Here is a 19,715-nt window from a genome sequence, read left to right on the forward strand (position 1 = left end):
TCCCCCTCCCCTCTTCTTTTTTTTTCTTTTTTTTTTTTTTTTTTTTTCCCCCCCCCCCCCCCCCCCCCCCCCCCCCCCCCCCGGGGTCAGAACACCACGGTGCGGTTGCCGTGCACCAGCACCCGGTTCTCCAGGTGCCAGCGCAGACCGCGCGCCAACGTGACCTTCTCGATGTCGCGGCCCTTGCGGACCATGTCCTCGACCGAGTCGCCGTGGTCCACGCGGATGACGTCCTGGTCGATGATCGGGCCCGCGTCGAGGTCCGCCGTCACGTAGTGGCAGGTCGCGCCGACCAGCTTCACCCCGCGCGTGTGGGCCTGGTGGTACGGCTTCGCGCCGATGAACGACGGCAGGAAGCTGTGGTGGATGTTGATCGCGCGACCCGCCCAGTCGCGGCAGAGGTCCGCGGGCAGGATCTGCATGAACCGGGCCAGCACCACCGCGTGCGGGTCGTGTTCGTCGACCAGCTTCCGGACCTCTTCGAACGCCGCCGCCTTGTCGCCGGCCGGGAACGGCACGTGGTGGAACGGGATGCCGTGCGCGCGGGTGATGTCGGCGAGCGACTCGTGGTTGCCGATCACCGCCGCGACGTCGACGTCCAGCTCCCCGGACGCGACGCGGCCGAGCAGGTCGTACAGGCAGTGCCCGGCCTTCGACACCAGCACGACCGCGCGGCGCCGCTCACCGGTGTCGCTGACCTGCCAGCTCGAGTCCGCCGAGAGGTCCGCGGCCACCTCGGCGAACCGGGCGCGCAGCCCGGCGGCGTCGAACGGCAGCGAGTCCGCGCGGACGACCTGGCGGGTGAAGAACCAGCCGGTGTCCGGGTCGGTGTGGTAGGCCGCCTCGACGATCCAGCCGCCGTGCTCGGCGAGGAACCCGGAGATCCGGGCGATGATGCCGGTGCGGTCGGGGCAGCCGAAGGTGATCACGTAGCGGCGTTCGGGAGCGGTCACGCGGGGTATTGTCCCCCGCCGGGGTTCAGGGTGCCGCCAGTGGTGCGAGCAGCGCCGGGTCTCCGGTGACCTCCGCGGCGTGCGGACGCCCCCACAACGCGCGGTAGACGTCGTCGGCGTCCCCGCGCACTTCGGTGTCCGGCGGGCCCGGCGTACCGACGGTCCACGTGTGTTCCGGCGTCGTGACACCCACGGTTCCGCGAGGCTCGCGGCGCCAGCGCGGGACGAGGTAGGTCAGGTACTCGTCGACGCCGTCGTTCGCGAACTCCGGTGAGAAGCGCGTCGGCGGCGCCGGCTCGAAGGCCGATTCGGCGTCGAGGCGGTGGATCGCCGTCTCGTGGGCCATCCGGCGCGTCCAGTCGCGAACCGTCACCTCGAAGCCCGGGAACGGGGAGTACGCCGGGGTTTCCGGGGCCTGGCCGAACGCTTCGCGCAGGGCCAGGCGCTGGCCGTCCCACCACCCGAGGAGATCGAGCCAGTCGTCCGGCGGGGAAGGCTCGACCGGCCGGTTCACCGCCAGGCCGACGGCGAAGCAGTGCACCCACGCCACGTGCCCGACCAGGTCACGGACAGTCCACTTCGGACAGTTCCGCACCCGCGCCGCCGGACCGGCCTTCAGCGCCGCCCGCTTCAGCGCGTCGGCGTGGACGTCGATCGCCTCCAGGAGCTCCATGTGCCGACCGTAGTCGCCGGCCGGCTTCGATCGCGAAAACCAGGCTCAGCCCTAGGCCGAATGACAGCAGAAGGCCCTTCGCCGGCTCGTCGGCGAAGGCGGCTCCGCCGGCGAAGCCGATCAGCACGCTGTAGACCGCCCAGATCGCCGCGCCGGCGGCGTCGAGCGGCACGAACCGGCGCAGCGGATAACCGAGGCTGCCGTTCGCGAGGGCACTGGCGACCCGGCCGCCGGGCAGGTAGCGCGCGGCGATGATCAGCAGCCCGCCGTTGCGCCGCACCTGGTCCTGCGCCCATTCGTAACGCCGTTGCCCGTCGGCGCCGCGCTGCAGCCAGGCGACCGCGCGCGGCCCGGCGGAGCGGCCGACGGCGTACCCGAGGCAGTCCCCGGCCCACGCGCCCGCCGCGGCGACGGCGGCGAGCAGCGCGAGATTCGCGGGGTCGGGCCCGAGCAGGACGGCGACGGTGACGACGGTCGTCTCGCTCGGCATGAACGGCAGCAGCGCGTCCAACCCGGACACGGCGAAGACGAGCACCCACAGCCACGGCGAGCCCAAGGCGTCGCGCAGCAGCTCGGTGACCTGCGCCAGGAGTTCCACGTCCCCATGGTGATCACCGCAGGTCACCCGCGGGTGACGGAGCGGGGGTGGCCCGGTGAACGTTCAGGCGGGGGCGACCGCGGCCCAGGGGACACTCAGCTCGCCGGGCCGCACCCGGGACGGCGGACCCAGCACCGGCCAGCCGCGGGAAACCAGCAGCCGCACCGTTTCCCGCCACCTCGACCGCACGCCGAATGCCTGGTGCGGGGCCGCCGTCGCCCAGCACGCGTCCAGGGCCGCCAGCAGCGCGTGGACCCGCTCGCCCGGGACGTTCCGGTGGATCAGCGCCTTCGGCAGCCGCTCGGCCACCGTCGACGGGCGGTCCAGCCCCGCCAGCCGCATCGACAACGTCAGCGACACGGGACCGGACGCCGACACCAGCACCCACGTCGAGAGGCGGCCGATCTCGTCACACGTCCCCTCGACCAGCAGGCCCTCCGGGGCCATCGACTCCAGCATCAGCCGCCAGGCGCCGGCGACCTCGTCCTCCGCGTACTGGCGCAGCACGTTGAACGCCCGGACCAGCGTCGGCCGGGTCCCGGCCAGCTCGAACCCGCCGCGGCGGAACTCCAGCAGCGGCGGGGACGCGGCCGGCTGGGCGGCGGCGACGCGGGCGGCGTCCAGCTCCAGGCCCAGCACCCGGACGTCGGGCCGGACGCGGCGCACCCAGCGCGACAGCTCGACCGTCGTCACCGGCGAAGCGCCGTACCCGAGGTCGACGACCAGGGGCGACGCGGCCGAGCGCAGCAGCCGGGTCGTCGCGGGCGCGTAGGTGATCCACCGGTCGACCCGGCGGAGGCGGTTCGGGTTGGTCGTGCCGCGGGTCGGCGCGCCGACCGGGCTCAGGCGGCTTCGGCCAGCCACTTCGCGGTGAATTCGGCTTCGCGCTCCAGCAGCTTCGTGACCTGCTCGGCGATGACGCCCTCCAGCTTCCCGCCGAACAGCGGGATCCGGACCGTCACCTCGCCGCTGGTCCGCAGCACCGTCTTGGCGCCGTTGGCCAGCACGGCCGTCCGCGCGACGATCTCGCCCGGCACCCCGCCGACCTCGACCGTCACGTCACCCTGGTGGCCGGTGCCGTCCTTGCTGACGCGCCAGGTCTGCGTGCGCGTCACCATCAGGTCGCCCTTGTGCAGCGTCCGCACCGCCTGCGGCAGCTTGTCCGCGCTGATCCCCTGGCGCAGCTCGTACCGGAGGTTCGTGCCCGAGACCTCGTACGACAGCAACGCCGCGCTGTGCCCGCCGAGCTGCTCGAGCCGGGCCCGCAGCGCCTCTTCGCCGGCGACCGCGGCGTAGACGGCCGCGACGTCGGCGGAGAACTCAGCACGGTGCTCGATCCGGGATCCCATGGGCCGGACAGTACCGTCAGACGCGTGAACCCCGCCCGAACTCCCGCACTCCCGAAGCTCTCCGCGTACACCACGCTGCGGCTCGGCGGCCCGGCCCGCCACTTCGTCAGCGTCGTGACCAGCGAAGACCTCGTCACGGCGGTCCGCGACGCCGACGCGGCGGGCGAGCCGGTGCTGCTGCTCGGCGGCGGCTCCAACCTGGTGGTCGGCGACGCGGGGTTCGACGGCACGATGATCGAGGTCGCGAACACGGGCTGGCGCCGCGACGGTGACGTCGTGGCGGTCGAGGCCGGCCAGAACTGGGACGCCTTCGTCGCCTCGCTCGTCGAGGCCGGGCTGGGCGGGCTCGAATGCCTCTCCGGCATCCCGGGCAGCGTCGGCGCGACACCGATCCAGAACGTCGGCGCGTACGGCTGCGAAGTCTCGGAATCGATCGTCTCGGTCGAGCTCTATGACCGCCGGACGCGCGAAGTGCGCACGCTCAAGGCCGACGAGCTCGGCTTCGCCTACCGGACCAGTGTGCTCAAGGGCACAGACACCGGCGTTGTCCTGTCGGTCCGCTTCGAAATCCGCGAAGACGGCCTCTCCGCGCCCATCCGCTACGCCGAGCTGGCGCGCACGCTCGGCGTCGAGATCGGCTCACGCGTCCCGGCCGCCGAAGCGCGCGAAGCCGTGCTCGAGCTGCGTCGTGGCAAGGGCATGGTGCTCGACCCGGCCGACCACGACACGTGGAGCGCGGGCTCGTTCTTCACCAACCCGATCGTCCCGTCCGCCGAGGCGGAAGGCGTTCTCCGGCGCATCGTGGACTGCGTCGGCGCCGACGCGCCGCAGTACCCGGCCGACGGCGGCGTCAAGCTGTCCGCGGCGTGGCTGATCGAGCGCGCCGGCTTCGCCAAGGGGTACCCCGGGCCGGGGAACCGCGTCTCGCTGTCGACCAAGCACACCCTCGCGCTGACCAACCGCGGCGAAGCGACGACGGAAGACCTGCTGGCCCTGGCCCGCGAGGTGCGCGACGGCGTTTTCGAGCGCTTCGGCGTCCGGCTGCACCCCGAACCGCTCCTGATCAACTGCGTCATTTGAGCCGAACCGGGCAACCTGGACGTGTATGGGACGCCTTTGTCGACAAAGGCGTCACCACCTGATCGGTTGGTCTTTACCATTCAGCGGGTAACGTCAGCTGGGTTACCAGCGCTAAGGGCGTGTGTGCCCGCTGGTCGGCGGGGGATACTCAGGAGGTTTCGGTGATCGAACGGCGCATGGTCTTCAAGGCCGCACTCGCGGCCGGGGCCGCCCTGGTGGCGGCGGCGTGTTCGAGCACCAACGACGGCACCGCGCTGCCCACCGGGGCGGCGGGCGCCGACGGCGAGGGCAACGCCCGGCCCGTGGCGAAGTTCACCGCCGAGCCCGCCGTGGACGCCAAGGACGCCTCCGTCCTCAAGCCGGTCGTCCTCAAGGTCGCCGACGGCAAGCTCACCGAGTGCAAGGTGACCGCCGACGGCGGCAAGGACGTCAAGGGCGAGACCGCGCCGGACGGCCTCAGCTGGACCAGCACCGAGCCGCTCGGCTACGGCAAGACCTACACGTACACGGCGAAGGCCACCGGCAGCGACGGCAAGCCGGCCGGCTTCACGGGCAAGTTCACCACCATCAGCCCGGCGAAGCAGGTCCGCGCCACGCTCAACCCGGCCGACAACGCCCAGGTCGGCGTGGCCATGCCGATCAGCGTCAAGTTCCAGTCGCCGGTCAAGGACCGCAAGGCCGTCGAGCAGGCGCTGTCGGTGAAGACGGACAAGGACGTCGAAGGCGCCTGGGGCTGGCTGTCCGACTCGCAGGTCGACTACCGGCCGAAGGAGTACTGGCCGCAGAACATCACCGTGAGCGTCGAGGCGAAGCTCTACGGCGTCGAGCTGGGCGGCGGCGCGTACGGCAAGGCCGACGTCACCACGAAGTTCAAGATCGGCCGCAACCAGGTCGTCAAGATCAGCACGCCGGAACACCAGATGCACGTCTACCGCGGCGGCTCGCAGGTCAAGAGCTACCCGTGCGCGAACGGGCTGGACGCCGAGGTCGACCGCAACACCCCCAACGGCACCTACATCGTGATGAGCAAGGAGCCGTCGGCGATCTTCGACAACGCCCGCTACGGCTACACGAACGTCAACAAGAAGTGGGCCTGCCGGTTCTCCAACCACGGTGAGTTCATCCACGAGAACCAGGACAACGCGGCCAACATCGGGAAGGCCAACAACTCCCACGGCTGCGTCAACCTGCTGGAAGCCGACGCCAAGGACTACTTCGACTCCGCGCTGGTCGGCGACCCGGTCGAGATCACCGGGTCCAAGCTGGGCGCGCCGATGAACTCCGACGTCAAGGACTGGAACTTCTCCTGGTCGGCCTGGCAGGCGCTGGGCGCGAAGTAACCGTGCGGACCGAGGTCGTCGGACACGGCGGGGCGCGGCTCGGCCTGCGGGTCGAGGGCGCGGAAAACAGCAGGCCGATCGTCTTCGTGCACGGCTGGGCGCAGTCGTCCGGGTGCTGGGCGGCGCAGCTCGCCGACCCCGCGCTGACCGAGCGGTTCCGGCTCGTCGCGATGGACCTGCGCGGCCACGGCGCCTCCGACGTCCCGGCCACCGGGTACGACGACCCGGTCGTCTGGGCCGACGACCTCGCCGCCGTGCTCGACTTCGCCGGGCCGGACGCGATCGTCGTCGCCTGGTCCTACGGCGGCCTGGTGCTCGCCGACCACATCCGGGTGCACGGCACCGCACGGCTACGCGGCATCGTGCTCGTCGGCGCGATCACCGAGATCGGCCGCGAGCGCCCGGGTGGCCGCGTCGGTCCGCTGATGCGCGAGCACATGCGGGACATGCTTTCGGACGATCCGGACATCGCGGTCCCGGCGCTCACGGCGTTCTGCCGCGAGATGGCCGCGCGGCCGGTGCCCGGCGCGCAGGTCCAGGCCCTGCTCGGGGCCGGTTTGAGCGTGCCGCCGGCGGTCCGGGCGGCCCTGTTCCGCCGCGACGTCGGCAGCGACCAGGTCCTGGCCGCGATCGACAAGCCGGCCCTGGTCGTGCACGGTTCGGCGGACCGCGTCATCGATCCTTCGGCGGCCGAACACGCACTCGGGAAGATTCCGGGTGCCGTCGGGCGTTGGTTTGCTGAGGGGGGCCATGCGCCCTTCGCCGAGTCCGCGGACGAGTTCGACGCGGTGCTCCGGCAATTCGCCGAAGAATGCTGACGTATTCGGGAGACGTGACCAGGTGACCAGCTCCATCCGGGGGTTCCGTGCTGCGCCGCGAAGGATCGCGGTGCTGTCCGTGCACACTTCTCCGCTCGAGCAGCCCGGGACGGGTGACGCGGGCGGGATGAACGTCTACGTGAGCCAGACGGCGACGGAGATGGCCCGCCGCGGGGTCGAGGTCGAGGTGTTCACCCGCGCGACGTCGTCCGACCAGCCGCCGGTCGCCGAGCTGGCGCCGGGCGTGACCGTCCGGCACGTGCAGGCGGGGCCGTTCGAGCCGCTGAGCCGCGACGAGCTGCCCGGCCAGCTGTGCGCGTTCACCTCCGGTGTGCTGCGGACCGAGGCCTTCCACGAGCCCGGGCACTACGACCTCATCCACTCGCACTACTGGCTGTCGGGCCAGGTCGGCTGGCTCGCCCGCGACCGGTGGTCCGTACCACTGGTGCACACCGCGCACACGCTCGCGAAGGTGAAGAACTCCGCGCTCGCCGAGGGGGACAAGCCCGAGTCGCGCATCCGCGTCATCGGCGAGGAGCAGGTGGTCGCCGAGGCCGACCGGCTCGTCGCCAACACCGCCGTCGAGGCGCGCCAGCTCATCGACCTCTACGACGCCGAGCCGCACGCGGTGCACGCCGTGCCGCCGGGGGTCGACCTCGAGCGCTTCACGCCGGGCTCGAAGCACCTCGCCCGCACCGAGCTGGGCCTGCCCGACGACGCCGTGGTGCTCGCGTTCGCCGGCCGGATCCAGCCGCTGAAGGCGCCGGACGTCCTGCTCTACGCCGCCGAGGCGTTGCTGCGACGGCGTCCCGAACTCGCGTCGAAGCTGGTCGTGCTGGTCGTCGGTGGGCCGTCCGGGACCGGGCTGGAGCAGCCGCAGGCGCTGCGCGAGCTCGCCGGGTCCCTCGGCATCGAGGCGCAGGTCCGGTTCCTGCCACCGCAGCCGGGCGAGGCGCTCGCCCGGGTGTTCCGCGCCGCCGACGTCGTCGCGGTGCCCAGCTACAACGAGTCGTTCGGCCTGGTCGCCCTGGAGGCGCAGGCCTGCGGGACACCGGTCGTCGCGGCCGAGGTCGGCGGCCTGCCGGTGGCGGTGCCGCACGGTGTCTCCGGCCTGCTGGTGCCGGGGCACGGCGCCGAGGAGTGGGCGGACGCGCTCGCCGCCGTCGCCCTGCGGCCGGACCGCTGCGCCGAGCTCGGCGCCAACGCCGTCGTGCACGCGCGGCGGTTCTCCTGGCGGCGCACCACGGACGCGCTGCTGGACATCTATGCTCAGGCGACCAGCGCCTTCCGGCACGCGCTGGAACGGCGCGCGGAGGTGGCGGTGTGAGCCTGGACGAGCTGATCCAGTCTACTTTGGACTCCGCGGAGCTGAAGTACGACAAACGCGCGCCGGGCAAGTACTTCGTGACGCTCCCGGGCACGAAGAAGCTCCAGACGAACGCGTGGCTCGTCGACGGCGACCACGCGTTCTCCGTGGAGGCCTTCGTCTGCCGCCGTCCCGACGAGTCCCATGAGGACGTTTACCGGTTCCTGTTGCAGCGCAACGCGAAGCTCTACGGCGTGCACTACACGGTGGACAACCTCGGTGACATCTACCTGGTCGGCCGGTTCGGCAAGGAAACGATGAGCGCCGACGAGCTCGACAAGGTGCTCGGGCAGGTCCTCGAGGCCGCCGACGGCGACTTCAACACGCTCCTCGAGATCGGCTTCGCGACGTCGATCAAGCGCGAGTGGGACTGGCGTGTCTCCCGCGGCGAGTCGCTGGCCAACCTGCAGGCGTTCAAGCACCTCGTGGCGCCGGAGAAGCCGCACGAACCGGGCTTGACCGAGTCGTGACCGGACCCGTGCAACGGGGCTGAACCGGACATCCGTCTCACCGCCAGTCGAAACTGGAGGGAGACCAGGATGCGGACTCGATGGAGAACGGCGCTGGCGGTGGCGGCGGTGGCGTTCGCGCTGGCCGGCTGCTCGGCGGCGGAAAACACGGCGTCCACGGCGGACAGTGCCGGAACGGCGCGGGTCCCGGCCGCGCCGCAGCAGGGAACCGGCGGCACCGGCAAGACCGAACAGGGCTCGAAGGTGACCCCGCCACAGGCCGGGGCGACCGACCGCAAGCTTTCCCGCAGTGCCCGGCTGGACCTGACCGCCACCAAGGTCACCGACGTCGTCGCGCAGGCCCGCGGGATCGCGCTGGGCGCCGGGGGCTACACCGGCCAGGAGAGCACGGCCGAGGATTCGGCGACCCTCTCGCTGGCGGTGCCCTCGGACAAGCTCGACGGGGTCCTCGACCAGCTGTCGCACCTGGGTTCCGCGATGGTCAAGCGGGAGCTGGCCACCCAGGACGTCACCGAGCAGGTCGTCGACGTCGACGCGCGGCTGACCACGCAGCGGGCGTCGGTGGAGCGCATCCGCGCGTTGCTGTCCCAGGCGTCGTCCGTGTCGGACATCACGTCGATCGAAAGCGAGCTGACGAGCCGCGAGTCGGCGCTCGAATCGCTGGAGCAGCAACGGAACTCGCTGGCCGGCAGCGTCGCGATGGCGACGGTGGCGATGAGCATCCGCAGTGTCGCCGCGCCGCCGCCGCCCGCCGAGGAACAGAGCACGGGATTTCTGAGCGGCCTGTCCGGCGGGTGGGACGCGTTCCTCACCTTCGGCGGCGGCCTGCTGACGGTGCTGGGCGCGGTCGCGCCGTTCCTGCTGTTCGTCGGGCCGCTGGCCTGGGGTGGCTGGTGGCTGCACAAGCGCCGCCGCGCCGCGCGGCCGGAGCCGGTGCCGACCGAGGTGTGAAGAGAACAGGCGGGACGGCTCGAGGGAGGGGGGAGTCGCGATCTCGAGCCGCCCCGCTGAAGTTCCCGCCGATCAGGACCCGGTGACGAGGGGGGTGCCAACGGGGCCGGGCGGGCCGCGGCTCGGCAGGGGGGAGACGAGCCGCGGTCAAAGCCCGAAAACGGCCGGGGAGTGCGTGGAATCCGGCCGCTCGGGACTAAGCCAACCTGTCAGATCTCGACCTGTAATCACAAGACTACTCACTAGTCCGTTCGAGTGAATTTACCGCTGAGCGATAACGGTGTGCAGTCCGTTGCCCGAAATTTGCGCGTTGTTGGCACTCGGACTTGTCGAAGAGTGAGGTGTTACTCCGAAGTAACACACTCTGGGTAGGACAACTGGGGAAAACCGCGGACCCTGGGGAGTCACCGGTCGGCGCGGTGGTCCGCTCTGGCAGGCTTGCGGCATGGCTGAACTCGGGACCTTGGTGCTGCTGCGACACGGGCAGAGCACGTGGAACGCGGAAAACCTGTTCACCGGCTGGGTGGACGTGCCGCTGTCGGAGCAGGGCGAGGCCGAAGCCCGCCAGGGCGGTCAGCTGCTGGCTGACGCCGGCCTGCTGCCCGACGTGCTGCACACCTCGCTGCTGCGGCGCGCGATCGCCACCGCGAACATCGCGCTGGACGCCGCCGACCGGCACTGGATCTCGGTCAAGCGCGACTGGCGCCTCAACGAGCGGCACTACGGCGCGCTGCAGGGCAAGAACAAGAAGCAGACCCTCGACGAGTTCGGCGAGGAGCAGTTCATGCTCTGGCGCCGCTCCTACGACACCCCGCCGCCGGCGATCGACCCGAAGGACGAGTGGAGCCAGGCCGGCGACGCCCGGTACGCGAACCTCGGCGACAGCGCGCCGCTGACCGAGTGCCTCAAGGACGTCGTCGAGCGGCTGCTGCCGTACTGGGAGTCCGAGATCGTGCCGGACCTGCGCGCGGGCAAGACCGTCCTGGTCGCCGCGCACGGCAACTCGTTGCGCGCGCTGGTGAAGCACCTCGACGGGATCTCCGACGCCGACATCGCCGGCCTCAACATCCCGACCGGCATCCCGCTGCGCTACGACCTCACCGAAGACCTCAAGCCCGTGAAGCCGGGCGGGGAGTACCTCGACCCCGAGGCCGCCAAGGAAGCCGCCGCCGCGGTGGCGAACCAGGGCCGCTGAGCTAGGGCGAGACGACCGGCCGCACGCCGGTCGCCTGCCAGCTCGCCCCTTCGCGGACGACGTCGAGTTCGGCCGTGAAGGGGCGGCTGGTCACCTTTCCGCCTGCGTCGGTGACCTGCAGCGTCGTGAAGAACAGCACGACCGCCCGCCCACCGGTGAGCGCGAGGACGCCGGCCACCGGGTTCGGGCCGAGCGCGACCTTCGTGGCCGCCTTGCGGATCGACTCGACGTACGCCGCCTTCTTCGCGCGGTAGTCGCTCAGCAGCGGATCGGCGAGGACGGCCTCGGCCCGTGCGTAGCTGCCCTCGGGATCGCCGCTGTCGGTCGTGAAGAGCGCGCCCGCCACCGCGCGGGCGCCGGCCAGCGCCGAGTCGCGCACCCCGCCGGGGCTGCCATCGTCCGGCTGCGGCGACGGCGGCGGCTGCGCGGGGTTCACCGCGATGTCGGAGAGCCGCCAGCGCCCGCCTTGCCGGGCCGCGGTGACCGCGACCGTGGCCAGGCCCTGCGTGGCGCCGCTGTCCTGCCGGAGCACGGCCAGTTCGCGGATCCGGTCGCCGGTGAACTCCACCGCGGCCGCCTCCCGCACCCTCGTGACCAGGCGGACCGGCTGCGGGCTCTTCCGCACCGCGTCGAACAACGTCGTGAGCTGGTCCTTCGCCGCGCCGGTGACGTTCGCCGCGACGGCCTGGTCGAAGCCCGCCGGGTTCGCGGAGTCGTAGCTGAACACCGCCTCCACAGCCGTCTTCACCGCGTCGAGCGCCGCGCCCGTGCCCGAGGCGTCGACCAGCGCGAGGTTTCCCGCGCCCGGGATCGGGACGGCCGTGCCGGGGATCGCCGACGAGCACGCCGACGTCGTCAGGACGAGCGCCAGGAGCAACCGCTTCACAGGAGCCCGGCTTCGCGAGCCCGGGCCCCGGCCTGGAACCGCGAAGACGCGCCGAGGAGCTCCATCAGCTCCGCCACCCGCCGCCGGTAGGTCCGCAGGCCGACCCCGAGGACGCGGGCCGCCGTCTCGTCCTTGCAGCCGGACGCCAGCTGCTCGAGGATCTCCCGCGCGCCCAGCTCGGTGAACCGCGCCTGGTAGGACGCCAGGTCCGTGGCGCCGGCCCAGGCCGCCTCGAACAGCGACTGGATGCCCTGGACCAGCTCCGGGCTGCTGACGACGGTGTAGCTGCGCACGCCGCCGACGTTGTCGCCCGCGACGATCGCGATCCGGCGGTCGAGCAGGATCGTCTCGTTGACCTCGCGCTCGGTGATCCGGATGCGCGCGCCGTGCGAGGCCATGAACCGCAGGTGCTCGGCCAGCGCCGGGTCGAACAGGACGCCGGGCAGGTACATCTTGCGCACGGACGTGGTGCGCACCGCCTGCTCCCGCTCCGGCATCGTCGGGTGCGCCACCGACCACGTGTGCAGGTCGCGGGCCGCGCACGAGACCTCCGTCGCGGCCGCGAACAGGTGCTTGGTGCGCTCGAACAGCTCGGCCTCGCCGCGCACCACGACGACGTCACTGACTCTCTCCACGCATTCCAGTGTGGCAGCAAATTGCCAAAACCGGTGGTCGCGAGTCCGCGCCGGAAAGCTGGAGCCATGACCACGAACACCCTTCCCGCCGCCGCGGCGGGCACCTGGAAGCTCGGCTCCTTCGAAGTCAACCGGCTCGGTTTCGGCGCGATGCGCCTGATGTCCACTTCGGACGGTGGCATCCGCGACCGCGAGACGTCCATCGCGGTCCTCCGCCGCGCCGTCGAGCTCGGCGTCAACCACATCGACACCGCGGTGTTCTACTTCGCCGGTCCGCGGTCGGCGAACGAGCTCATCAACAGCGCGCTGTCGCCGTACGACGACCTGACGATCACCACCAAGGTCGGCCCGGGCCGCGACTTCACCGGCGCGTTCTACACCGCCCGGCCCGAGCAGCTGCGGGCCCAGGTCGAGGAGAACCTCCGCGAACTGGGTCTGGACCACCTCGACATCGCGAACTACCGGATCGGCGAAGGCCTCGACCGCGGCGAGGGCTCCCTCGCCGACGGTTTCGGTGCACTCGCCGAACTGCGCGAAGCCGGGATGATCCGCGAGCTGGGCATTTCCAACGTCGCTCCCGGGCACCTGACCGAGGCGCTGGAAATCGCGCCGGTCGTCTGCGTCCAGAACCAGTACGGCCTCACCGCGCGGCGCGAAGACGACGAAATCGTCCGGATGTGCGCCGAACGGGGGATCGCGTTCGTGCCGTTCTTCGCCGTCGCGAGCGGGACCGGGGAGGACGCGCGGGTCGCGGAAGTCGCGCGCCGCCACGACGCCACCCCGGCGCAGGTGCGGCTCGCCTGGACGCTGCACCAGGGCCCGCACGTGCTCGCCATTCCCGGCACGGGCGACGTCGCGCACCTGGAACAGAACGTCGCGGCGGCCGCGCTGGAGCTCACCGAAGACGATTTGAAAACCCTCGGGTGATTCACCCGGAATGTCTCGCCGGGGAATCGATCGGGTGAACGCCGGTTGAAGCACCGGCGAACATGTCCTCCCCAGATGTCGCGGTGCTCACGACAAGGCGGACAACGCTAGGCCGAAGGACCACATCACAGCTTACGATCGGGCTGTGACCACGCCTGTTTCACTCGCACTGGCCATCGGAGCCCTGGTGGCCGGTGCGGTGGTCGGTTTCCTCCTCGCGCGGGCACGAACCCGGCGCGAAGAGGCCCGGCCGCCGGGGCCGACCGTCGCGGAGCTCCTCGAACGGCTGATCCGGTCGTCCAACAACGGCGTTGTCGTGCTCAACAAGTTCGGCGACATGGTGCTGCACAACCCGCGCGCCTACGAGCTGGGCCTGGTGAAGGTCAACCAGGCCGACCCGCGGGCCCGCAAGGCCGCCGAGCAGGTCGTCGAGACCGACGAGCCGATGGAGATCGACCTGTCGCCGCTCGAAGCGCGTGGCCGCCAGCCGGAAGCGGTGCTCGGCCAGGTCCGGCCGCTCGGGGACGGCTTCACCGTCGTCGAGGCCGTCGACCACTCCGAGGCCATCCGGCTCGAAGCCGTGCGCCGCGACTTCGTCGCGAACGTCAGCCACGAGCTCAAGACCCCGGTGGGCGCGATCGCGCTGCTCACCGAGGCCGTCCTCGACGCCGCCGAGGACGTCGAGGAGGTCCGCCGCTTCGGCGGCAAGATCCTCCGGGAGTCCACCCGGCTCGGCCAGCTCGTCACCGAGCTGATCGCGCTCTCGCGGCTGCAGGGCGCCGAGCGGCTGCCGGACCTCAACGTCGTCGAGGTCGACGCGGTCGTCCGCGAGTCGCTCGGCCGGACGACGCTCTCGGCCGAGTCGGCCGACATCCGGATCACCACCGACACCCCCAGCGGCCTGCTCATCGAGGGCGACCGGACGCTGCTGGTCACCGCGCTGTCGAACCTGCTGGAGAACGCCGTCGCGTACTCGTCGGCGGGCAGCCCGGTGTCGATCTCCCGGCGGCTCGCCGACGGGATGGTCGAGATCGCCGTCACCGACCGCGGCATCGGCATCCCCGAGGACGAGCAGACCCGGGTGTTCGAGCGCTTCTACCGCGCCGACAAGGCCCGCTCGCGCGCCACCGGCGGCACCGGGCTCGGCCTGGCGATCGTCAAGCACGTCGCGGCCAACCACGGCGGCTCGGTCGGGGTGTGGAGCCGGCCCGGCACCGGCTCGACGTTCACCCTCCGCATCCCCGCGCACGTCCGGCCGGAGCCGGCCCCCGAGCCGGCCAAGCCCGGCAAGCAGACCTCGCCGGCACCACGGCAGGAGAAGACCCCCGAGCGCACCCCGAGGCTCGTGGTTACCGGGCAGGACAGCCCAGATCATGGAGGAAACCTGTGACCAGGGTTCTCATCGTCGAGGACGAGGAGTCGTTCGCCGACCCCCTCGCCTTCCTGCTGCGCAAGGAAGGGTTCACCGCGGCCGTCGCCGGCACCGGCCAGGCCGCGCTCGAAGAGTTCGACCGCAACGGCGCCGACATCGTGCTGCTCGACCTGATGCTGCCGGGGATGAGCGGCACCGACGTCTGCAAGCAGCTGCGTCAGCGCTCCGCCGTGCCGGTGATCATGGTGACCGCGCGGGACAGCGAGATCGACAAGGTCGTCGGGCTGGAGCTCGGGGCTGATGATTATGTCACCAAGCCGTATTCGGCTCGGGAGCTGATCGCGCGGGTTCGGGCTGTGCTGCGGCGGGGTGGTGAGCCTGGGGCTGAGGGGGAGCTGGCTCCGCTTGTGCTCTCCGCCGGGCCGGTTCGGATGGATGTCGAGCGGCATGTTGTGACGGTGGACGGGGCTGAGGTATCGCTGCCGTTGAAGGAGTTCGACCTGTTGGAGTATCTGCTCCGGAACGTGGGGCGGGTGCTGACTCGGGGGCAGCTGATCGACCGGGTTTGGGGCGCGGACTACGTCGGGGACACCAAGACTTTGGATGTCCACGTGAAGCGGTTGCGGTCGAAGATCGAGCCGGATCCTGGGTCTCCTCGGCACCTCGTGACTGTGCGGGGGTTGGGGTACAAGTTCGAGACGTAAGTCGCCTTCCAGGGACTGTCCTCGCCGGACGGGCAGGCTCTGGGATGGCCCCTGGGTTTGTTCCTTTGTCTCGCCTTTGTGTTGTGGGCGCGGTTGGTCATCCCGACGCCTGATTGAGGCCTATCACTTTGAGCCGGGCCCGCAAGCTTGGGCTCTTCGCCCTCTTTGCGCTGGGGGTTGCGGGCCCGGCTCAAAGTGATTTTTTCGGCCTCAGGCGACGGGATGACCAGCCGCTCCTTTGTCTTGGTTTCTTGCGCTCGTTCGCGTTGAGGTTGGTCGAGCCGGACCGGACTCGCTTGCCTACTCGGCGCGGACGATCGCCGAGGGGCGAAGCCCGCCGGTGGTGAGAAACTCGTGGGCGGCCTTCCTGGCTGCCGCGGCTGGGATCTCTGCGTCGTCCGGGTACTCGAACTCCGCGCTGCCCAGGTAGTACAACACCTCGCCCCACTCGGGGAGCGGGAACATGCCGCCGCGGCTATAGAGCTCCTCCGTCGCGTCCGCGTAGCGCAGACAGCCACGGTCTTCGTGCAGGCCGACCGACAGATCCGGCTTCATGATGTCGCCGTCCTGGAACAGCTGGACGAGCTGACGGCTCGACATCGCAGCCACTTCGTCGAGTACCGCATCGAGCTCGGCCGGCGTCCGCACGATCACCGGTGCGTCCGTATGGCCGTGGTAACACGCCGCGATCATCGGGGCCTTCCTGTGTAACGGGTGACGGTGGGGGTGCCGTCGTCCTTGACGCCGTGGACGGTCAGGGACGCCCCCGCGGGCAAGATACGCGGAAGCAACGCGTCGCAGCCCGCCAAGCCGCCGCAGGGGACGTTGTTCACGACGACGGTTACGTCCCTGAGGCCGGTCTTGGCCATCCGGACGGCGAGTTTCGTCTCCACGTGGGCGGCGATGGCGAGCGGTCGCAAGCCGATCTCCTTGAGATAGGCGAGCGCGTCTTCGTAGGTCACGTCGTCGGGGTCGCTCTCGTCCGTTTTCGGCTTCCCGCTGCGGATCGGCTTGGCAGGATCGTCCGTTCCCGCAGCAAACCATCTTCCGTGTGTCTTCTGGCCAGTGTTCGGTACCACGGGCGGAGGCAGCCCGGCACGTAAAGCCTCGGCACGTCCGGTGGCCGGAACGGCTTCAGCCGGCCGGCGACCGGCGGCAGGGGGAGGCACCGGAGCAGTCGAGCTACCTGAACTCGTCAGGTAGTCGGCAAGGGTCCGCGACAGCCCGCCCAACCGTCCGGCGAGTGCATCGACGTCATCTCGGACCCGCTCGGTGGCCCCGCGGAGGTTGGCGATCGGGATCGTGGCGTGACTTCGAGCAGGGCGGCGGTGGCCTCCGTCAGCGCTGCGGATGCGCGCTTCGCGGCCAGCTGTGCGCGTCGAATGGCCGCGGCTCCGGTTCGGATGGCGCCCGACATGACTTCGAAATCGCTCATCCGGCCCGCTTCCCCCGAGTCCTGCTGATCATCACAGAGGTGCACGTTCGATGCGTCAGTCCTTTTTGGGCGGTTTTCTTACGGGGGAGGCGCGCCGGGGTGGGGTTGTACCGAGTGTTTTCGGTTACAAGTTCGAGACCTGGGGCTGGGGCCGGTACCCTGGACCCCCGTGCGCCTAGGGGTACTCGACGTCGGTTCCAACACCGTCCACCTGCTCGTGGTCGACGCCCACCGGGGCGCCCACCCGACGCCGATGCATTCCGAAAAGTCCGTGCTGCGGCTGGCCGAGCGGATCACCCGGACCGGGGACCTCAGCCGCGCCGGGGCCGACGAGCTCGTGACCGCCGTCGAATCCGCCAAGGAAGCTGCTGCCCGGCTCGGCTGTGAAGAGGTCATGGCCTTCGCCACGTCCGCCGTCCGCGAGGCGAAGAACTCCGCCAAGGTGCTGGCCCGCGTGGCTGAGGAAACCGGCGTTGAGCTGCAGGTTCTCTCCGGGATCGACGAGGCGCGGCTGACCTTCCTCGCCGTGCGGCGGTGGTACGGGTGGTCGGCCGGGAAGCTGCTCGTGCTCGACATCGGCGGGGGCTCGCTGGAGATCGCCATGGGCCGTGACGAGGAGCCCGAGCTGGCCGAGTCGCTGCCGCTGGGCGCCGGCCGGACCACGCGCACCCGCTTCAAGCACGATCCGCCGACGCGCTCGGAGCTCGTCGCCACCTCGGCGTGGCTCGACGACCAGCTCACCGAGCTTGCGCGGAAGGTCACCAAATGGGGTGAACCCGATCGGGTCGTCGCGACGTCGAAGACGTTTCGGTCGCTCGCGCGGCTGACCGGCGCCGCCCCCTCGGCGGCGGGCCCACGCGTGCGACGTACGCTCACGGATACCGCATTGCGGCAGCTCCTGGCCTTCATCTCGCGGATGCCCTCGGCCGATCTGGCCCAGCTCGAGGGGGTCAGTTCGAGCCGATCGCACCAGCTGGTGGCGGGTGCGCTCGTCGCGCAGGCCACGATGCGGGCGCTCGGATTGCCCGAACTCGAGATCTGCCCGTGGGCTCTGCGAGAAGGTGTCATCCTGCGGCGGCTGGACCATTCCAACGGCGCGGATGAGACTGGAGCCGCCCTCGTGGCGCGCTTCGGCGCACAGGAGGACCGGTGAAAGCAGTCGGCTGGACTTCGCACGAGGAAGACGGGCACGGTGAAGGGGTGACGGACATGCAGAGGACAACGCACAGCGCGCGCTGCGCCGCCGGCGTGCCGTCGGGAACCCGTTCGCGAAGTGCCGAAGACCCGGAGCGCGCAGGGGATTACCAGGTATGACGGACCAGACCGGAGGCGACCAGCCGCAGAAGACCGTGGCTGAGCTGCTCGCCCAGCACGGCGCCCAGGTCGACGGCGGACGCCGTCGCCGCCGGCGCGCGGCCGAGGACGACGACGAACCCGGCACCCCCGAAGCCCCGCCCGGCGCGACCGGCTCGCACCGGCGGCCCGGCGTGAGCGACACCGGCCCGCAGGCGATCATCGACCGCGTGGCCGGCGAAGGCCCGCCCCCGGCCGCGCCGCCCGCGCGGCCGTCCGGACGGCGTCGCGCCGAGCCGCCGGCCGCGCCGCCGCCCGCGCCCCGCGCGGTCCCGCAGGACTCGCAGCCGCTGCCGCGGCCGGTCCCGCCACCCCCGCCGCCGGCCCGGCCCGCCCCCGGTGGCGCCGAGTCCGGTCAGTACGCGCGCCCGCCGCAGCAGTCGGGCCAGTTCGCGCGGCCGCCGCAGGAGTCCGGGCAGTTCGCGAGCCCGCCGGAGCCGCCGCGCGCGCCCCGGCGTCAGCCGCCGCCTCCGCCACAGGCGTCCCAGCAGCTGCCGACCCCGCCGCCGCCCGCGGCCGAGGAGACCCGCGGGGCCGTCCCGCCGGTCCGCCGCCGCCCGGGCCCGCCGCAGCCGTCGCAGCAGCTGCCGACCCCGCCGCCGCAGCCGTCCCAGCAGCTGCCGACGCCGCCGCCGTCCGGCCCGCTGTCGGCCCGGCTCGACGGTCTCAACGGCACCCCGGACGCCGACGTCGACGGGCCGCCGCCCCCGATGGCCAGCGGCACGTTCTCGACGCCGCCGGCCGCGCCCGGCCGGCCGCGCCGGGGCCCGGCGCGCCGCCCGCAGCCGCAGCAGGAGGCCTACACCGAGCAGTTCTCGGCGGTCCCCGACGACGAGCCGGCGCCGCCCGTCCCGCCCAAGGGGCCGAAGGGCAAGAAGCCGGACGAGCCGCCGTCGTCGCCCGCGGGCCTGGCGAACTGGCGCAAGCGCCGCCAGAAGGAGCAGATGGAGGACACCGAGATCGGCGTCATGCCGGTGGTGCCGACCGATGCTCCGGACGACGGTTACCCCGAGGACGACTTCGAGCCCGACGGGTTCGCGCCGGAAAGCAGCGGCTACCAGGCCGCCTACGACGCGGGCCCGCCGACCGGCACGTACCCGCCGCCGATGCCGTTCGCGCCCGGTGAGCGTGCCTCGCGGGCGCCGATCCCGGACGACCTCGAGCCGTACGAGCGCGAGTTCGCCGACGGGTACCCGGCGGACGGCCCGGACTTCGAGCAGGACGACTACGGCTACGAGCAGGGCGAAGGCTACGAAGACGACGAGTACGACGACGCGCCCGGCCCGGTCGCGGAGCCGGAGCCCGCGGCTTCGCCCGGCAAGGCGTGGCTGGCGCTGGCCGGTCAGCTGGCGCTGGGTGTGGTCGGCGGCGCCGCCGTCTGGCTCGGCTTCAACTGGCTGTGGGTGAACATCCCGGCGGCCGCCCTCGTCGCGGCGCTGCTCGTGGTCGTCGCGCTGGTCTGGATCGTGCGGAAGATCCGCCGCGCCGAAGACCTGCAGACCACGGTGCTGGCCGTGCTGGTCGGCCTGGTGGTGACGGTCTCGCCCGCTGCGCTGCTGCTCGTCGGACGCTGACCTCGGCGGGGGCGCCGGAGGGCCCGAGGTCTCGTC

The 19,715-nt window shown here is 71.6% G+C and carries 21 protein-coding genes; 12 read left to right on the plus strand and 9 right to left on the minus strand.

Going from position 1 to position 19,715, the window contains the following annotated elements; genetic code table 11:
- Positions 1–86: 86 nt before the first annotated feature.
- The 5 genes from purU to ACZ63E_RS41945 all read right to left on the minus strand — a co-directional run bounded on the left by purU (position 87) and on the right by ACZ63E_RS41945 (position 3,573).
- A complete protein-coding gene (purU, locus tag ACZ63E_RS41925) occupies positions 87–953 on the minus strand; it encodes a formyltetrahydrofolate deformylase (protein WP_465341888.1) in 867 nt (288 codons plus the stop codon).
- A gap of 25 nt (positions 954–978) precedes the next feature.
- Entirely contained in the window at positions 979–1,626 is a 648-nt protein-coding gene (locus ACZ63E_RS41930) for a maleylpyruvate isomerase family mycothiol-dependent enzyme (protein ID WP_465341889.1), read from the minus strand.
- A complete protein-coding gene (locus tag ACZ63E_RS41935; protein ID WP_465341890.1) occupies positions 1,517–2,224 on the minus strand; it encodes a DedA family protein in 708 nt (235 codons plus the stop codon). The genes ACZ63E_RS41930 and ACZ63E_RS41935 overlap by 110 nt, the downstream gene beginning before the upstream one ends.
- A 63-nt stretch (positions 2,225–2,287) precedes the next feature.
- Positions 2,288–3,088: a class I SAM-dependent methyltransferase gene (locus tag ACZ63E_RS41940; protein ID WP_465341892.1), complete on the minus strand. Its 801-nt coding sequence runs from the start codon at positions 3,086–3,088 to the stop codon at positions 2,288–2,290.
- Positions 3,067–3,573: a DUF2505 domain-containing protein gene (locus tag ACZ63E_RS41945; protein WP_465341893.1), complete on the minus strand. Its 507-nt coding sequence runs from the start codon at positions 3,571–3,573 to the stop codon at positions 3,067–3,069. The genes ACZ63E_RS41940 and ACZ63E_RS41945 overlap by 22 nt, the downstream gene beginning before the upstream one ends.
- 24 nt (positions 3,574–3,597) lie before the next feature.
- On the opposite strand from ACZ63E_RS41945, the gene ACZ63E_RS41950 reads away from it, so the two are divergent.
- From ACZ63E_RS41950 to ACZ63E_RS41980, 7 genes are all read left to right on the plus strand, one after another.
- Positions 3,598–4,653, plus strand: a complete 1,056-nt coding sequence (locus ACZ63E_RS41950) for a UDP-N-acetylmuramate dehydrogenase (RefSeq protein WP_465341894.1) — start codon at positions 3,598–3,600, stop codon at positions 4,651–4,653.
- Positions 4,654–4,814: 161 nt separating this feature from the next.
- On the plus strand, positions 4,815–5,993 hold the full coding sequence (locus ACZ63E_RS41955) for a L,D-transpeptidase (RefSeq protein WP_465341895.1): 1,179 nt from the start codon (positions 4,815–4,817) through the stop codon (positions 5,991–5,993).
- 2 nt (positions 5,994–5,995) lie between these two features.
- Complete coding sequence (locus tag ACZ63E_RS41960) at positions 5,996–6,811, plus strand: alpha/beta fold hydrolase (RefSeq protein WP_465341896.1); 816 nt, start codon at positions 5,996–5,998, stop codon at positions 6,809–6,811.
- A 22-nt stretch (positions 6,812–6,833) separates the two neighbouring features.
- On the plus strand, positions 6,834–8,138 hold the full coding sequence (mshA, locus tag ACZ63E_RS41965) for a D-inositol-3-phosphate glycosyltransferase (RefSeq protein ID WP_465341897.1): 1,305 nt from the start codon (positions 6,834–6,836) through the stop codon (positions 8,136–8,138).
- Positions 8,135–8,647 (plus strand): type III secretion system chaperone family protein, encoded by a 513-nt coding sequence (locus ACZ63E_RS41970; RefSeq protein WP_465341898.1) that lies wholly within the window; start codon positions 8,135–8,137, stop codon positions 8,645–8,647. Before mshA ends, ACZ63E_RS41970 begins: the two co-directional genes overlap by 4 nt.
- A gap of 69 nt (positions 8,648–8,716) precedes the next feature.
- Positions 8,717–9,598 carry a DUF4349 domain-containing protein gene (locus ACZ63E_RS41975; RefSeq protein WP_465341899.1) on the plus strand — a complete coding sequence of 294 codons (882 nt, stop codon included), beginning with the start codon at positions 8,717–8,719 and terminating at the stop codon, positions 9,596–9,598.
- Between the two features lie 445 nt (positions 9,599–10,043).
- Complete coding sequence (locus ACZ63E_RS41980; RefSeq protein ID WP_465341900.1) at positions 10,044–10,793, plus strand: phosphoglyceromutase; 750 nt, start codon at positions 10,044–10,046, stop codon at positions 10,791–10,793.
- 1 nt (position 10,794) lies between these two features.
- Here ACZ63E_RS41980 and ACZ63E_RS41985 read toward each other — a convergent pair whose 3' ends face one another.
- Both ACZ63E_RS41985 and ACZ63E_RS41990 read right to left on the minus strand, forming a co-directional pair.
- Complete coding sequence (locus ACZ63E_RS41985) at positions 10,795–11,679, minus strand: hypothetical protein (RefSeq protein ID WP_465341901.1); 885 nt, start codon at positions 11,677–11,679, stop codon at positions 10,795–10,797.
- Positions 11,676–12,314 carry a DNA-binding response regulator gene (locus tag ACZ63E_RS41990; RefSeq protein WP_465341902.1) on the minus strand — a complete coding sequence of 213 codons (639 nt, stop codon included), beginning with the start codon at positions 12,312–12,314 and terminating at the stop codon, positions 11,676–11,678. Before ACZ63E_RS41990 ends, ACZ63E_RS41985 begins: the two co-directional genes overlap by 4 nt.
- A gap of 66 nt (positions 12,315–12,380) precedes the next feature.
- On the opposite strand from ACZ63E_RS41990, the gene ACZ63E_RS41995 reads away from it, so the two are divergent.
- The 3 genes from ACZ63E_RS41995 (at position 12,381) to ACZ63E_RS42005 (ending at position 15,317) form a co-directional block, all read left to right on the plus strand.
- Entirely contained in the window at positions 12,381–13,241 is an 861-nt protein-coding gene (locus tag ACZ63E_RS41995; protein WP_465341903.1) for an oxidoreductase, read from the plus strand.
- Between the two features lie 145 nt (positions 13,242–13,386).
- A complete protein-coding gene (locus tag ACZ63E_RS42000; RefSeq protein ID WP_465341904.1) occupies positions 13,387–14,631 on the plus strand; it encodes a sensor histidine kinase in 1,245 nt (414 codons plus the stop codon).
- Complete coding sequence (locus tag ACZ63E_RS42005; protein WP_125310281.1) at positions 14,628–15,317, plus strand: response regulator transcription factor; 690 nt, start codon at positions 14,628–14,630, stop codon at positions 15,315–15,317. Before ACZ63E_RS42000 ends, ACZ63E_RS42005 begins: the two co-directional genes overlap by 4 nt.
- 300 nt (positions 15,318–15,617) lie before the next feature.
- Here ACZ63E_RS42005 and ACZ63E_RS42010 read toward each other — a convergent pair whose 3' ends face one another.
- The gene (locus ACZ63E_RS42010) at positions 15,618–15,971 is read right to left on the minus strand and encodes an Imm1 family immunity protein (RefSeq protein ID WP_465341905.1); all 354 of its coding nucleotides are present in this window, start codon (positions 15,969–15,971) and stop codon (positions 15,618–15,620) included.
- Between the two features lie 35 nt (positions 15,972–16,006).
- Positions 16,007–16,486 carry a DddA-like double-stranded DNA deaminase toxin gene (locus ACZ63E_RS42015; RefSeq protein WP_465341906.1) on the minus strand — a complete coding sequence of 160 codons (480 nt, stop codon included), beginning with the start codon at positions 16,484–16,486 and terminating at the stop codon, positions 16,007–16,009.
- 435 nt (positions 16,487–16,921) lie between these two features.
- On the opposite strand from ACZ63E_RS42015, the gene ACZ63E_RS42020 reads away from it, so the two are divergent.
- Both ACZ63E_RS42020 and ACZ63E_RS42025 read left to right on the plus strand, forming a co-directional pair.
- On the plus strand, positions 16,922–17,905 hold the full coding sequence (locus ACZ63E_RS42020) for a Ppx/GppA phosphatase family protein (RefSeq protein ID WP_465341907.1): 984 nt from the start codon (positions 16,922–16,924) through the stop codon (positions 17,903–17,905).
- A gap of 157 nt (positions 17,906–18,062) precedes the next feature.
- Positions 18,063–19,679, plus strand: a complete 1,617-nt coding sequence (locus tag ACZ63E_RS42025) for a hypothetical protein (RefSeq protein ID WP_465341908.1) — start codon at positions 18,063–18,065, stop codon at positions 19,677–19,679.
- The last annotated feature ends 36 nt before the right edge of the window (positions 19,680–19,715 follow it).

This window comes from Amycolatopsis sp. NPDC104819, from assembly GCF_055583145.1.

Bases quoted from the DNA above. Each gene is read 5' to 3' on its own strand.
- ACZ63E_RS42025 (WP_465341908.1), top strand. From the start codon at position 18,063: ATGACGGACCAGACCGGAGGCGACCAGCCGCAGAAGACCGTGGCTGAG.
- ACZ63E_RS41975 (WP_465341899.1), top strand. From the start codon at position 8,717: ATGCGGACTCGATGGAGAACGGCGCTGGCGGTGGCGGCGGTGGCGTTC.
- ACZ63E_RS41980 (WP_465341900.1), top strand. From the start codon at position 10,044: ATGGCTGAACTCGGGACCTTGGTGCTGCTGCGACACGGGCAGAGCACG.
- ACZ63E_RS41945 (WP_465341893.1), bottom strand. From the start codon at position 3,573: ATGGGATCCCGGATCGAGCACCGTGCTGAGTTCTCCGCCGACGTCGCG.
- ACZ63E_RS41995 (WP_465341903.1), top strand. From the start codon at position 12,381: ATGACCACGAACACCCTTCCCGCCGCCGCGGCGGGCACCTGGAAGCTC.
- ACZ63E_RS41930 (WP_465341889.1), bottom strand. From the start codon at position 1,626: ATGGAGCTCCTGGAGGCGATCGACGTCCACGCCGACGCGCTGAAGCGG.